The sequence below is a fragment of the Methanosarcina sediminis genome, from assembly GCF_052056915.1.
Taxonomy (GTDB): domain Archaea; phylum Halobacteriota; class Methanosarcinia; order Methanosarcinales; family Methanosarcinaceae; genus MTP4.
The window spans coordinates 3,797,992-3,812,622 of record NZ_CP195119.1 but is presented as its reverse complement, the minus strand read 5'-3'; the positions used below and the strand labels follow the sequence as shown (position 1 = coordinate 3,812,622).

Sequence of the window (14,631 nt, the reverse complement as noted above, 5' to 3'; positions counted from 1 at the left end):
ATATTATTATGATCTCGCAGTTATAATAAAAAGTTTGGGTACTGTGGGTATTAAATCAAGAAAACTTGTTTAAATTAAATAATTGCATTCTTATACTTCTGCCCAAGGATATATAGTTTCTGACACCTGGCAGGTTTTTTGATCTCTTTAAAAAAGCCGTCTTTTTACACATTATTTTTTCCTTTCTCAATCTTTGTTTCTTTCGGGATTTGCTTCCTTAAAGCCTTCTGTTTTTTCGGATCTCAATTTCTTCTGAACCCAATCCCTTCCTCACTCTTTCCTGGATGTGCTTGAGTTTTATTAAGGGTTGCCAATTCAGGGTTGCCAATTCAAGGTTGCCAATTGGGATTGCACTTCTTTTAAATAAGATCAAAGCAATCTTTCTGGTATCGAATCCGGGGAAAAAAGACCATGAAAGCCGTATTTTTCCTATTCATTTTGCTTCTTCTCATGCCGGTACAGCCAGCCTTTGCAGCCGAAACCCTTCAGGCAGGGGACGCGGGCATGCCCCGCATATCCGAGCTCTACAGTGACCTCGAATCTTTTGATGTGACTGTTTATTCGGAGGTGCCGGATGAAGACCTGACCCTTGAAACCTCTCTTGTCAGGACTGAGGGTAACACCGAGGAGGTGCTCGTAAAGAAAGTTTTTTCAGTTGAGGAAATACCCGCAAACACCAGGGTTATAAAGGTGGGATTCTGGGATGTAAAGGGAGCTGAAGACGGTTCATACCTCCTTAAAGCCCGCCTGTTCCGGGATAAGGAGCTACTTTCCGAGGCTGAGTACAAATTTGTCTACGGGCGCCGTTCCATTTCCAGGGTCAGGGTCAATGACCTGGTCCCTAATTCCGAAGGGATCAGTGTGGTAATCTCTCCCAATGAACCGGTGCTCTTCGATATCGAGTACATGCTTGTTGACGGTTCGGACGTTGTGTACACGACAAGGTCCGAGAAAGTTGCCCTGACAGGTTCCCCTGAAGCTTTCTCAGCAGCCTGGGGCACCCTGCTTGAAAACAACAGGGAATACCTGGGAAGGGTGAAGATCCAGGTCTATTCCCCGAGGCGGGAGTTTATCGCAGCTACGGAAAGTTTCACAGCGAAGGATGATGCAGAAATTACTGATATTTACGAAGACGAGACCGGGGCAAGTGCAACCGTCTTTGGCAGGTCCCAGGTGCCTTTCGAAGGGAACCTGATATTTACTGTCTACGAACTGGGCGAAAATGCCGCTTCCGAAACAGCCAGGACTTTTGATTCAGCCCGGGAAAGGGTGCCCGTGCTGCTGACAGACGACGATGAGACCGTTGAAGTCGCCTGGAAGGAGAGGCTTCCCAGGGGTGTTTACAGGCTCGAGATCGAACTAACAGGCAAAGACGGGGACGTGATCGAGCGCAGGGAGACAATTATCGAGTCTGACCTGTCGTCCTACTCCTATGTGAACGGAGCTGATGGAAGCGATTCAGACTCTGCAGGTACGGGAGACGGAGCTGCGGAAGAAGACGGTGCGGGAGGTCTCCCGGGCTTTTCTGCCGCTGCGGTACTGGCAGTACTTGGTGTTTCTGCGGTTCTTTTCAGGAAACGAAGCTAAATGTAATGCCGGCCCAAATACCTAATTTCAGCAGCTTAAGTTTGCAGGTCAATTTTGCAGGTTAAACTGGTAATTTAAGTTTGCAGGTCAAACAAAAATCAGTAAACGAATAATCAATAAGGAAACCGTGAATTCCCATGCGCTACGAACTGTTTATCGCCCTCCGACAGATCCGGGCAAGGAAATTCCAGACCCTTCTTTCCGTAGGAGCGATAGCCCTGGCTGTGATGGTACTCACCATTTCCCAGGCGTTCATGGTAGGGTTTACCGATGAACTTTATGACACCACGGTGGACAAACTCCCTCATGTCTCGGTCTCCCCGACAGAAGACGAGGAATACATCTACCTTTACAGAACTCTGATGGAGGAAATAAATTCAATCGAAGGCGTCACAGCGGTTTCACCTTTTCTGACAGGTAAGGCTTCCTTAAATTTCAAGGACAATTCCCGGAACGTCGAACTGAGGGGCGTGATCCCCTCTCGGGAGAACGAAATCAGTGAAATAGAAAGCGACATGGTGGAGGGCGACTTCCGGGAACTTGAGTTTTCGCGGAACACCGTGGTCCTTGGCTCGAAACTCGCGGAAAGGCTCGAAGTCAAACTTGGGGATTTCGTGGACGTTTCCTTCCCTGATGCAAACCCTCTTTCCCTCAGGGTTGTAGGGATCTTCCACACCGGGTCTCCTCTGGACGAGTCCCTTGCCTACTGCTCTCTCGAGACTGCCCGGAACTTTTACGACGTATCGGACGTGGTAAGCGGGATCTCCGTCCAGATCGAAGACTTCAATAAAGACAGGGAACTCGCTGCCGAAATCGAACAGACTGGCTATGAAGCCAAAGGCTGGACCGAGACAAACCCCGAGATCCTGCGCACCCTTGCTATCGAGGGGACCTCAAACAGCATCACCCTCGGCCTTATCGTGATCATAGCTTCTTTTGGCGTGGTCAGCACCCTGAACCTCTCCGTAATAGGCGCAACCCGCCAGATAGGCATGCTCCGCGCCATGGGTGCCTCTGTCTCAAGTATAAGAATGATTTTCCTTCTCCAGAGCGGCATTCTGGGTTTCCTGGGGGCCTTCTTCGGGACTCTTATCGGCATCGTCATATCTCTCTGGATCGGAGAATATGAATATCCAGAAGGCGTGGAGTTCGCCGAACAGTTCGGAGGCATCAGCTCCATCCCGGTAGTCATCCGCCCCGAGGACATCATCTTAATCATTATTGCGGTCTTCCTGCTGAACCTTATTGCGGGAATCTATCCTGCACAGCAGGCTGCAAAACTGGATCCTGTGAAGGCGATCAGTTCCAGGTGATCTTCTGCCGGAAAGGCGCTCTTCTGTCGGAACATCGGGTTTTGACCCCCAAGTCCGATTTCTTTTTATCTTTCCTTAAAAAAATAAACTGCCTTAAAAAATTCAACCACTTTTAATATATTAACGGCATTGTAATGTTCCACGTGGATAAATAAGTCAACCGGGTTGAAAATTTATCCCCGGTAATTATATATCTTTTTCTTACCCTTGTTCACATACTTCCTATAGCATAGCGAACAAAAAGGACCTTGTGCAGGAATTCTCATCAACTGACCACTGATGAGAATTTCTCATATCTCTATTCTAATGCGTTAACATAAGGATATTTGTTCCTTATCATTTTCCTGATTTTGTTTTTACAGTTTTGACATCGTTTAACCGTCGAGACCCTGGATGTTGCAAGCCAATTGTTGCAATTAAACTAGACTGTAGCAATAAAACTACCTTGATTAAATTAGATTGTTACAATTCAACTGTCGCAACCCGGCCGATTCGTCTGCTTTAATTTGACCGGGTCAACCTGGCTTTAAAAAATATTTCAGTCATTTCAAAAGAATTTCGGAAACTATATATAGTATCCTATGATAAATTGGCATGCTACTTTGTTGCATAGCGCGAACTTTGAGTGGGGGATTCCCTGAGGCTGATCACCTATTGGGAATTCTCATTTTTTCTTTCTGTTTTAATTTTGTTTGCGGAAGCATTCTTGTCGGTTTTTCACTTCCCTGTTTTCTTCCTCAAGCCAGGCTTTTGGTGTTGTTTGAAGATCGTAAAGAGAACTTATTATTTTTGTTAACATATCTTATTTATTTACATTCAATACAAATATTTATATTCAAATACATATATTTATGCTGTGATGGGCAACAGTAAAGAATACGAATTTTACCTTGCAGCCCTGGACAATAACAATTCCCTCCTGGGCAGGAGAAGAGCTATAAGGAGGCTCAGCAAATGCGGGACTGAGGAAGCCCTTTATTACATGAACGAGCTTGTAGTGGACAGGTACTGCCTGCTGCCCGACTGGACCAGGAGGATAGCAAGGGAATATTACGTCTGCCTCTGCCTTGAGTTCCTCTGAATATATAATATGGAAAATTCCGGCCTATCCTGTTCTTAACATTTGGCTCTGACAGTTAATCTAATACTTTCTCCCTTTTCCACTTCTTCATCTTCTTTCCCTTTTCTTTTTCTCCATCTTCTTTTCTCCCTCTTTTCTTCTTCTTCTTCATCGTCTTCCCCTTTTCTTTTTCTCCCTCTTTTCTTCTTTTATTTTCTCCACTTCCTCTCCACTTTTACAATTATTTTTTCTGCCTGACCTGGACCGGAAACTTTTCCTTGAAGTCTTTTCAGTTTTTTTTCGGTTCACTTCTGGGAAATCCTTATGTATCTTGCCTGCATGCAGGTGGAGGCTGAGCTTGTTTCTTGCTTTGATATTACATTATTCACCACAGGTATTCATCACATTATTCAATACGTATTCAGGCTTTTTTCCAGTTAAACCGAAAAGGGCTTTGCCTGGAAGAACATGTGCCGGGAAAATATTTTACTGGAACTTTACGGTTCTCGGGATGGTCGATCAAAAATGGAAAAAAGGGCTTATCTTTTGATTATTGCAGGGGCAACCCTCTGGGGAATCATAGGGTTCTTTGTCAGGGGGCTTTATGGTTTTGGTTTCAGTCCCCTGCAGGTGGTGTCTCTCCGGGTCTTTGCCGCAGCCCTGATCATGATCGTGTACCTTTTTTTCACCCGTCCCGAACTCTTGAAGATCAGGTTCCGGGACTCGCTTTATTTTGTGGGGACAGGCATCTTCAGTCTTGCGTTTTTTAATTTCTGCTACTTTACCACCATGAAGGAAACTTCAATCGCAGTTGCCGTTATTTTGCTCTACACTGCCCCGGCTTTCGTAGCAGTCCTTTCCCGCATCTTTTTCGGGGAAAAGCTGGGAGCAAAAAAGGTCTTTTCCCTGGGGCTGACCTTTGCAGGCTGTGCTTTCGTTACCGGATATTTTCCTTCCTTCGGGGCTTCCTCTGCCTTTTCCCTGTCCGGGCTCGGACTCCTTACCGGCATAGGGTCGGGTCTGGGATATGCCCTTTACAGCATCTTCGGGAAAGCCGCCCTTGAAAAGTACCATACCATGACCATTGCAACCTACACATTTGTTTTCGCAAGCCTGGCCCTGCTTCCGGTGAGCGGCCTTGGTAATATGGGCTGGGCCTTTTCAACCGCCAGTTTCTGGCTCTACCTTCTGGGGCTGGGGCTCTTTCCCACAGTCTTTGCCTATCTCCTTTATACAAAAGGCCTTGAGGAGGTCGAGTCCAGCCGGGCATCCATTGTGGCTACGGTGGAACCGGTAGTCGGGACTCTGGTGGGGGTCTTTTTTTTCGGGGAAATGCTTTCCTCCTGGCAGCTTGCAGGGGTCCTGCTCGTGCTTGTGGCTGTGGTGCTGATCCAGGAACGAAAGTGAACTCTCCCTTTCTACTTCTTTCAGAGTCGAGAAAGGGGCTTCTCGTCTGCGGAGATAACAAATTGGATAATTTCAATAAGTTTTTTTAGAAAATGCCTGTTTCCGGGTCTTCCGTTCATTTTGTTTCTTCCGTTCATTTCTTTTTTGCCCTGTTTGAAATTATTAAAATAATAGGCTCTTCACCATTTCTCGTGGATAAGATAAGTTTCAATTCAAGACCGCTTCTGTTTTTGTGATGGTTACGCACACAAAAAACGAGGAGCCAAATAATATGACGGGTTAACAGGAATGTACGTTGTTTGAATAGCTGCCTTCCCTTTTTATTGCAGGTTGTGTGGTTGGCTGCAGGCACTGAGTTGGCAGATGCCAGGCCAGTGGATGCCGAGCTTGGGGATATTGGGATGCGGGAACACAGAAACTGGAATGCGGGATTCAATACTGAGATGCGGGATTCAATACTGAGATGCTGGATTAATACTGAGGTGTGGGAATACAGATACTTAGAGAATATGGCTGGAAGTTTTATGAAGTTGAAGTTTCATAGAGTCTATCATATTGATTAAATTGAAATGGAGAAAATGGACTGAAAAAGTGGTTACTCATGCAGTTAAAACTACAGCATTTTGACATAAAAATCGGGCAGCATAAAGTGATGTTCAATACTGCCGACGCAAAGGAACTGGGAGTAAATCCCGGAGATAGGGTGCGCCTCAGAGGCCACGAGAGCATCTCCGCTATCGTGGACACCACGGAAGATATGGTGGAGCAGGGTACCCTCGGGGTCTTTACCGAGGTCTATGAGCACCTGGAACCTGGCTGGGATAAGCCTGTGGAGGTTTTCCCGGCGCTTCGTTCGAAGTCGGGCGCGGTAATCAAGAAGATGATGGACAAGCAGCACCTGACCCGGGAAGATATCTACATGGTCGTAAACGACGTTGTGGAAGAAAACCTCAGCGATATCGAGCTTTCGGCCTTCATGACGGCTTCCTACATCCACGGCATGAGTGACGATGAGATCGAATGGCTGACAAGGGCTATGATCGATACCGGGGATACGATTGAATTTGATACCCACCCGGTGATGGACAAACACTCCATCGGAGGGGTGCCCGGGAACAAGATCTCCCTCCTTGTAGTCCCGATTGTGGCCGCAAACGGGCTCATGATCCCCAAGACCAGCTCCAGGGCCATTACCGGGGCAGGGGGGACCGCGGACCTTATGGAGGTGCTCTCAGAGGTCGAGTTCACTTCCCAGGAGGTCAAGGAAATATCCGAGAAGGTAGGCGGGGCTCTCGTCTGGGGAGGGGCCACGAACATCGCCCCCGCGGACGATAAGCTCATCAGGGCGGAATACCCGCTTTCCATTGACCCCTACTGCCAGATGCTCGCTTCTATCATGGCAAAGAAAGGGGCAATCGGGGCGGAAAACCTTGTAATCGACATCCCAACGGGACCCGGGACCAAGGTCGCAAATGTGCAGGAAGGACAGAAGTTCGCAAGGGACCTGATTAACCTCGGGCACAGGCTCGGAATGAACGTGGAATGCGCCATCACCTACGGCTCGTCTCCCATAGGCCGGACGGTAGGGCCGGCACTGGAGGTCAGAGAGGCTCTAAAAGCACTCGAAAGCTTTGAAGGCCCGAACAGCCTGATCGAAAAGAGCGCAGCGCTTGCGGGCATCTTGCTCGAGATGGGAGGAGCTGCCCCGAGAGACCACGGCAAGGAACTTGCAATGGAAACGCTCAGGAACGGCAAAGCCTTTGCGAAGATGAAGGAGATCATCGAAGCCCAGGGCGGGGACCCGAACGTCTCCCCTGACGACATCCCGGTCGGACAGTATACCGCTAACATCTGTGCCAGCGCTGACGGCTATGTTATCGAGTTTGACAACAAGTGGATCGTCGAGATCGCAAGGCTTGCCGGAGCCCCGAACGACAAGGGCGCAGGCGTCAGGATCCACAAGAAACTCGGGGAAGCCGTAAAGAAAGGTGACCCTATCCTCACCGTCTATGCGGAAAAGGAATTCAAGCTCGACACTGCACTGGTTACTGCCCAGCGCTCGAACCCGATAGTAGTTGAGGGCATGCTGCTCAGGAGAGTTCCTGGAGGAACCTTTGGGTTTGGCGGGTGAAATTACTTTTTCCTTTCTTTTTTATTTTCCTTTTGAATCTAAATTTTTTCCTTTTCTTTTTCTCTTTTTTCCTTTCGAATCTCAATTCTTTTTCCTTTCTTACAGTGAAATTTTAATACCTTGTAGGGGTTTTAGCACGGATATGAAACGGATAGTACTGCTCCGCCTAGGACATCGACCTGAAAGGGACAAAAGAATAACCACTCACGTAGGGCTCACAGCCCGGTTGCTGGGGGCCGAAGGGATGCTTCTGGCCTCAAATGACCCGGGGATTGTGAAAAGCCTTGATGGCGTTGTCGAGCGCTGGGGCGGGAATTTTTATGTTAAAAATGATGTGAACTTCAAACAGGAAATCCGGAAATGGAAAGAAGAAGGCGGGAAAGTCTGCCACCTCTCCATGTACGGGGTCAACCTCCCGGACGTCACTGCCGAACTTAAACAGTGTGAGAAACTGATGCTGGTCGTGGGAGCGGAAAAGGTCCCTCCTGAAATCTACCAGCTCGCTGACTGGAACGTGGCAGTGGGGAGCCAGCCCCATTCCGAGGTAACAGCTCTGGCCCTGACCCTGGACAGGATTGCGGAAGAGGACCCGCTCGAAAAGGAATTCTCCGATGCGGAGCTGACCATCATACCCATGGAATGCGGTAAAAAAGTAATTGAAAAAGTAAGGGACTGAAAACCGGTTTTCCTTCAGGGTATATTTTGTGTTTGTCTTCGATTTGTTTCTGCAGGAAATTTTCGGCTAGAGTAACAAATTCTTTAATTTTGATGAGATTTATTATTACATATTAAAAGAAAAGTGTTAAATATAAGTTTGACATACTGTAAACTGTCTACAGGGGCAGATAGATTCCTCCAAAATTAACTGCAGAGCCGAATTTTCTCCGTTTCCATTCCTGCTCGCCAGGGCAAGCAAGCGGGGACCGGGAATGGTTTCGGGCTGGGGAGATGAGCTGGAATCCAGGTTGCAGGGGTCAGGAAAGTTTCCTTTTCAAACCTTTGTTTTCCCGGACATCTCCTTCAATTCCCCTGAAGGTTTTCTATTTTGTTTCCATACGTTTTTTATGCGGTCTCTGCTTGTTTTTTATCTATTTTCGACTCGTTTCATCTGCTTTCTATTCATTTTTATCTTGTCTCTACTCGTTTTTATATTGGTTCCAATATCTTTTTTCCAGACTTCAGGGGACTTTTCCGTGCATCAGTACAAAAAGAAATACTTATTAAATTTGGGGAAATTCTACAGTCGGAAAAATAACAATTTTTATTTCCCACATCCTTTCCCGGCAGTGTGAAATGAGCAGATATTCAGGAGAGAGCATGAGTTCGAATGATATTGATTTCTTTTTTAATCCCCGGTCTATTGCTCTGGTAGGGGCTTCCCCTAAACCCAGCAGCCTTTCCTATACCATACTCGAGAGCCTTGAAAAAATCGGGTTTGAAGGGAAAATCTATCCTATAAACCCCAGGTACGAAGAGATCGGAGGGCTCAGGTGCTATGCATCCCTCGGGGAAATTGATGACATAATCGACATTGCCGTCCTTTCGGTCCCGGCTCCGGGCGTAATCGAGGTTATGAATGAAGATTTCGAAAACGTCAGGGGGGCTGTAGTGGTTAGTTCCGGTTTCAAGGAAATCAAAGGAGAAGGGGAAAAGCTTGAAACAGAACTGAAAAGGCTGGCAGAGGCTAAAGGAATCAGGGTTATAGGCCCGAACTGTCTGGGCATCTACGACACTGTTTCAAAGCTGGACACTTTTTTCATAACGCGGGAACGGGTTAAGCGCCCGGACAGGGGTGGGCTTTCCATCCTTACCCAGAGCGGCTCTTTTGCTTCGATGATCGTGGACGAGATCGCTTCGGAAGGCATAGGAATCGCAAGGATCGTAAGCTACGGGAACAAGGTGGACGTGGACGAGACCGACTGCCTGGCTTTCCTCTCCGAAGACGAGGCAACGAAGTATGTGGTGCTCTACGTGGAGTCCGTAGAAGACGGCACGCGTTTTCTGGACGTTGCTTCCCGCTGCACTAAAACGAAGCCGGTAGTTGCGGTCAAGGTGGGGAAGAGGGATACAGGGCTCAAGGCCACGGCTTCCCATACCGGAGCTGCAGCAAGCAGGTATGAGGCTTATGAAGCTGCCTTCCGGAAAACCGGAATCATCGAGGTGGAAGGCTATGAGGAACTCAAAGATGCCTGCAGGGTCCTGAACTCCTACAGCCCGGGCAGGGGGGACCGCGTCCTTATTATCACAAACGGGGGCGGAATCGGGATCGGGATTGCCGACGCCTGTGAAAGCCTGGGCCTTTCCGTGCCCCAGCTTTCCGAAGAAAGAATAAACCACCTGAAATCGAAACTCCCGTCCTTTGCAGCCGTGGGAAACCCCATCGACATTACCGGAAACGGCTGGGACGACCATTATGCTGATGCTCTTAAAGAGGGCTTCGGGGCCGAATACGACATCGCCATAGTGGCCGTGCTCTGGGGACCTCCCCTGCTGAGCGAAGGGATAGTCGATAAGCTGAAGGCCGTTGCAGATGAATACGACAAGCCGGTACTTATCTGCTCTCCGGGCGGGAATTTCACCCGGAAGATGTCCGGGGAGTTCGAAAGAAAAGGCATGCCGGTCTTCGTCACGCCGGAAAGTGCGGCAAGGGCAGCTGCGATCCTGGCCGGGGGCAGGAAAGTGAACGGGCGCTAAAAACCCAATAATCGAAAATTCAAAGGGGTGCCGGGTTTAAACCGGAGCTAATTGAAAATGAACCTCAAGCCGGAATCGAACATGAATCTCCGTCCGGCCCCCGGACTCTGTCTGTATCGGGAATTTTAATGGAACTTTAATTGATCAGAGTCCAGATCCTAAAAAAGCATACATTAAAATAATAGTGAAAAGTAAGGGTCTATGAATCATATGGACTTAGCGTCGCAAGATATACATCTGGCAGCAGGCTGTGCCGTTTTCCTTATTTTATCGTTTGTATTCTTCCACTTTTACAAGATCAGGTTACTTTCCCATTCCCTGAAACTCTGCAACTGGGTTTGCGGGATGGCGATAAGCTCGGACAGCCCCTGGGTCAAGATGCTCGTGCTGCATCTCGTTTTTTTCATAAGGCTTCTCATGTACCTTGCAATTGTCTCCCTGGAACATGTGGATAAGCTGACAACAAAGGGTTTCTTGAAGCATTATGCCTCAGGCACCAGGATTGTATTTTCGGAGTGCATTTCTGCATTTGGCAATTCTTCCGAAGAGATTGAAAAGTGCATCGGTGAACTTAACCCTCTCACTCCTCACACTAAGAGAAAAGAGAATCATCCCCGAAAGTAAAATTTCCGGTTCTTGTTCCCATAAAGCAAATTCTTCATAGACCTTTTTCATAGACCCCACTTTTCTTTCTGCGGTCCGATGATACAGTAGTACTCCTGGTTCAACTCGAACTTTTCGCTTACCAGGCACCTCCCGCAGATGCATCCCAGGTCTTTCCTGATGCACCTGTTTTTCCCGACCCCGGGAAAACAAAAACCGATTTCTTTTGCACATTCGTCCCAGGTCGGGCATTCCCTGCAGATGCAGAGTTCCCGGACCTCCTTCCTGGCAGATTCGATTTCTTCCGGGCTCATGTTTCCGTATTTCTTGATGGTTTTATCAAGTATTTGACCACCCCTTATTTCATAATCCTGTTCCCTTATTTTTCATATTGGTGTTATTTGTGTATAAATATGTGCATTGTATTCCATTTTCATTTCCATTTCCGCTTCCTGCGGATTTTCCTATTCTTTTTACTCTTTTCTACTTCCCTTTCTACTTCCCTTTTTACTCTTTTCTACTTCCCTTTCTACTTCCCTTTCTACTTCCCTTTTTTTCTTTTAATTTGAGATTCTGTATCAAGCCCCTGAACGATCCTTGCAAACTCTGTAGGGTTCCATGTGAAAAATTCAATCTCTTTGAGATAAAATATAATGTTGAAGGATTTATATATCAAGAGTTTATATATTTACACAGGCAAAAATTTATACATTGAAGGAGAATTTATAGATGGGGAGTTTATCAGGGCTGGAAGCTTTGGTCCCTGTTTTCCGGAAGTTTTGGGGTAAAGTCGCATGAATATAACCTTGATAGGTATGGCAGGTGTCGGAAAAAGCACGATTGGAAAGGCGCTTGCAAAACGCCTGAGCTGCACTTTTATTGACGTTGACTCGTTAATTAAGGAAAAAACCTGTATGTCTTTACAGGCCCTTATTGACACGCGCGGGGATTCCGCTCTTGTCAGGCTGGAGGAGGAAGCCGTGCTCAGCCTTGATTTAAGGGGCGACTCCATCATTTCTCCGGGAGGGAGTGTGGTTTATTCTGAAAAAGCAATGAATTTCCTGAAAGAGAACTCAACGATCATCTTCCTGGACACTTCCTTCAGAAATATAGTACGAAGGATCCGAAACCCGGCTAAGAGGGGGCTTGTCGGCTTCAAGGAAAGAAGCCTAAGGGAACTTTTCGAGGAGCGGCTTGTCCTGTACAGGAAATATGCTGACATGACAGTAAAGGTGAAGGGCTACGAACGAGTTCCCGTTGTCGTGGAAAAAATTCTTGAAGGGCTTGAAAGCTTGCCCGATTCCCGGTGCTGAAGGTTTCAAAAATCTTTGGGAACCAAAATCTATTAAGGTTCTTTTCTAATCAAAAATCTATTAAGGTTCTTTTCTAATCAAAAATCTATTAAGGTTCTTTTCTAATCAAAAATCTATTAAGGTTCTTTTCTAATCAAAAATCTATTAAGGTTCTTTTCTAATCAAAAATCTATTAAGGTTCTTTTCTAATCAAAAATCTATTAAGGTTCTTTTCTAATCAAAAATCTATTAAGGTTCTTTTCTAATCAAAAATCTATTAAGGTTCTTTTCTAATCAAAAATCTATTAAGGTTCTTTTCTAATCAAAAATCTATTAAGGTTCTTTTCTAATCAAAATCTGTTAATTTTCTCTTCTAATCAAAATCTGTTAATTTTCTCTTCTAATCAAAATCTGTTAATGTTCTTTTCTAATCAAAATCTGTTAATGTTCTTTTCTAATCCAAAATTTATTCAATCTCTCTTCTAAGGTATTACATATAACTGATACATGTAACTAATAATAAAATTTTGAGAACATATTAAATTATTTTGCCTGGTTATCGATAACTATTTAGAATTGTGCGAAAAGCTGATATCTACCGAGTCTAAGTAGAGGAACTCCGGAAGAATAACTCCGGAAGAATAACTCCGGATGAAAAAATAAGGGCTAAAGACAGGAACCTGTGGGAAAGCTTATAATTGGCTCCGCCCTCTTGCTGAATAGAAATTTCCTGCAGATACTTTCCAATATTCTTTTCCAGAACTTTCCGGGCTTTGCGGCCCGGATTTTTGAAGTAGAGAGGAGATATATCATGACATCAAGTCGTTTCATAATCACGGTTATCGGGAGTGACCGGGTAGGGATTGTTGCCCGGATCACCACCGTAATGGCAAATTTCAACGTAAACATTGTGGATATAAGCCAGACCATCATGGATGGGATCTTTACCATGATCATGCTGGCAGAAGCTCCGGAGGAGAGCTTCGACCTTGCGGCTTTCCAGGAAACTATGGGGAGCGAAGGGAAAGAGCTCGGAGTCGAGGTTAAGGTGCAGCAAGAAGACGTTTTCCGCTTCATGCACAGGATCTGATCGTATGGATGGGAAGGAGGGGTATCATGCTAATCAACCCGAATGAAATTCTGGAAACCATCCGGATGGTGAAAATGGAGCACCTGGACATCCGGACCGTAACCATGGGAATCAGCCTCCGGGACTGCAGCCACCCGGACATCGATATATTCAATGAAAATATCTACGAAAAGATCACGGCCAATGCGAAGGACCTGGTCCGGACAACGGAAGAAATTCAGAACCTTTATGGGATTCCCATCATTAACAAGCGGATCTCCGTAACTCCCATAGCCATCGCAGCCGAAAGCTGTGAAACTCCTGATTTTGTCTCCGTTGCCAGGACCCTGGATGAAGCCGCAAGGGAAGCCGGGGTGGATTTCATAGGGGGTTTCAGTGCTCTTGTCCATAAAGGAGTCACGAAGGGTGACCTGAAACTAATCAATTCGATTCCCGAAGCTCTCGCTTCTACGGAAAAGGTCTGCTCTTCCGTAAACGTGGCAACCACCAAGGCGGGAATCAATATGGACGCTGTTGGCCTGATGGGAAATATCATCAAAAAGACCGCCAGGCTGACTGCGGACCGGGACGGAATCGGCTGCGCAAAACTGGTGGTCTTTGCCAACGCCCCCGAGGATAACCCCTTCATGGCAGGGGCTTTCCACGGCATAGGCGAGCCGGAATGCGTGATCAACGTCGGGGTCAGCGGCCCGGGCGTCGTAAACGCAGCCCTCAGGGACCTAAAAAACCCTAACCTCACGGAGATTTCGGAAACGATCAAGAAAACCGCTTTCAAGATCACTCGCATGGGCGAGATGGTGGGCAGGGAAGTTTCCAGGAGACTGGGAGTGGAATTTGGCATCCTTGACCTCTCCCTTGCCCCCACTCCCGAAATAGGGGACAGCGTTGCAGCCATCCTGGAAGCCATGGGCCTGGAACGCTGCGGGACCCACGGGACTACCGCCGCCCTCGCCCTCCTGAACGACGCCGTCAAGAAAGGCGGGGCAATGGCTTCCTCATCAGTAGGCGGCCTGAGCGGGGCTTTCATCCCTGTCAGTGAGGACGCAGGCATGATCGAGGCCGTAAACGTCGGAGCCCTGAGCCTTGAAAAGCTTGAAGCCATGACCTGCGTCTGTTCCGTCGGCCTGGACATGATCGCTGTCCCGGGGGACACCCCGGCGTGCACACTCTCTGCAATAATCGCTGACGAAATGGCAATCGGAATGATTAACAAAAAGACGACAGCCGTCCGTGTAATTCCTGCTCCTGGCAAAGAAGTCGGGGATTCCGTGGAATTCGGAGGGCTCCTGGGGATGGCTCCCATCATGCCTGTGAGCAATTTCAGTTCCGAAACCTTCGTAAAGAGGGGCGGCAGGATTCCTGCTCCGATCCAGTCGCTTACGAACTGAAATTCGATTTCGAAAATAGATAGGGGAAATGAAAAGATGTTTACAGTTCCCCTCCTTGACCTTTTT

The 14,631-nt window shown here is 47.2% G+C and carries 13 protein-coding genes; 12 read left to right on the top strand and 1 reads right to left on the bottom strand.

Going from position 1 to position 14,631, the window contains the following annotated elements:
• Positions 1-450 precede the first annotated feature (450 nt).
• The 9 genes from ACSAZK_RS16740 (at position 451) to ACSAZK_RS16700 (ending at position 10,816) form a co-directional block, all read left to right on the top strand.
• The gene (locus tag ACSAZK_RS16740; RefSeq protein WP_440955153.1) at positions 451-1,587 is read left to right on the top strand and encodes a hypothetical protein; all 1,137 of its coding nucleotides are present in this window, start codon (positions 451-453) and stop codon (positions 1,585-1,587) included.
• 137 nt (positions 1,588-1,724) lie between these two features.
• Entirely contained in the window at positions 1,725-2,900 is a 1,176-nt protein-coding gene (locus ACSAZK_RS16735) for an ABC transporter permease (RefSeq protein WP_440955152.1), read from the top strand.
• Between the two features lie 859 nt (positions 2,901-3,759).
• The gene (locus ACSAZK_RS16730) at positions 3,760-3,981 is read left to right on the top strand and encodes a hypothetical protein (RefSeq protein WP_440955151.1); all 222 of its coding nucleotides are present in this window, start codon (positions 3,760-3,762) and stop codon (positions 3,979-3,981) included.
• Between the two features lie 504 nt (positions 3,982-4,485).
• On the top strand, positions 4,486-5,367 hold the full coding sequence (locus tag ACSAZK_RS16725; RefSeq protein ID WP_440955150.1) for a DMT family transporter: 882 nt from the start codon (positions 4,486-4,488) through the stop codon (positions 5,365-5,367).
• 356 nt (positions 5,368-5,723) lie between these two features.
• A complete protein-coding gene (locus tag ACSAZK_RS16720; protein WP_440955149.1) occupies positions 5,724-5,930 on the top strand; it encodes a hypothetical protein in 207 nt (68 codons plus the stop codon).
• A 38-nt stretch (positions 5,931-5,968) separates the two neighbouring features.
• The gene (locus ACSAZK_RS16715) at positions 5,969-7,498 is read left to right on the top strand and encodes an AMP phosphorylase (RefSeq protein ID WP_440955148.1); all 1,530 of its coding nucleotides are present in this window, start codon (positions 5,969-5,971) and stop codon (positions 7,496-7,498) included.
• A gap of 142 nt (positions 7,499-7,640) precedes the next feature.
• Entirely contained in the window at positions 7,641-8,174 is a 534-nt protein-coding gene (locus tag ACSAZK_RS16710; RefSeq protein WP_440955147.1) for a tRNA (cytidine(56)-2'-O)-methyltransferase, read from the top strand.
• A gap of 641 nt (positions 8,175-8,815) precedes the next feature.
• Positions 8,816-10,192, top strand: a complete 1,377-nt coding sequence (locus ACSAZK_RS16705; RefSeq protein ID WP_440955146.1) for an acetate--CoA ligase family protein — start codon at positions 8,816-8,818, stop codon at positions 10,190-10,192.
• Positions 10,193-10,402: 210 nt separating this feature from the next.
• Entirely contained in the window at positions 10,403-10,816 is a 414-nt protein-coding gene (locus tag ACSAZK_RS16700; protein WP_440955145.1) for a hypothetical protein, read from the top strand.
• A 47-nt stretch (positions 10,817-10,863) separates the two neighbouring features.
• On the opposite strand, the gene ACSAZK_RS16695 is transcribed toward ACSAZK_RS16700, so the two are convergent.
• A complete protein-coding gene (locus ACSAZK_RS16695; RefSeq protein WP_440955144.1) occupies positions 10,864-11,109 on the bottom strand; it encodes a DUF2769 domain-containing protein in 246 nt (81 codons plus the stop codon).
• 480 nt (positions 11,110-11,589) lie between these two features.
• On the opposite strand from ACSAZK_RS16695, the gene ACSAZK_RS16690 reads away from it, so the two are divergent.
• The 3 genes from ACSAZK_RS16690 (at position 11,590) to ACSAZK_RS16680 (ending at position 14,565) form a co-directional block, all read left to right on the top strand.
• A complete protein-coding gene (locus ACSAZK_RS16690; protein WP_440955143.1) occupies positions 11,590-12,108 on the top strand; it encodes a shikimate kinase in 519 nt (172 codons plus the stop codon).
• A 790-nt stretch (positions 12,109-12,898) separates the two neighbouring features.
• On the top strand, positions 12,899-13,177 hold the full coding sequence (locus ACSAZK_RS16685; RefSeq protein WP_440955142.1) for an ACT domain-containing protein: 279 nt from the start codon (positions 12,899-12,901) through the stop codon (positions 13,175-13,177).
• A 26-nt stretch (positions 13,178-13,203) separates the two neighbouring features.
• Positions 13,204-14,565, top strand: a complete 1,362-nt coding sequence (locus ACSAZK_RS16680; protein WP_440955141.1) for a PFL family protein — start codon at positions 13,204-13,206, stop codon at positions 14,563-14,565.
• Positions 14,566-14,631 lie beyond the last annotated feature (66 nt).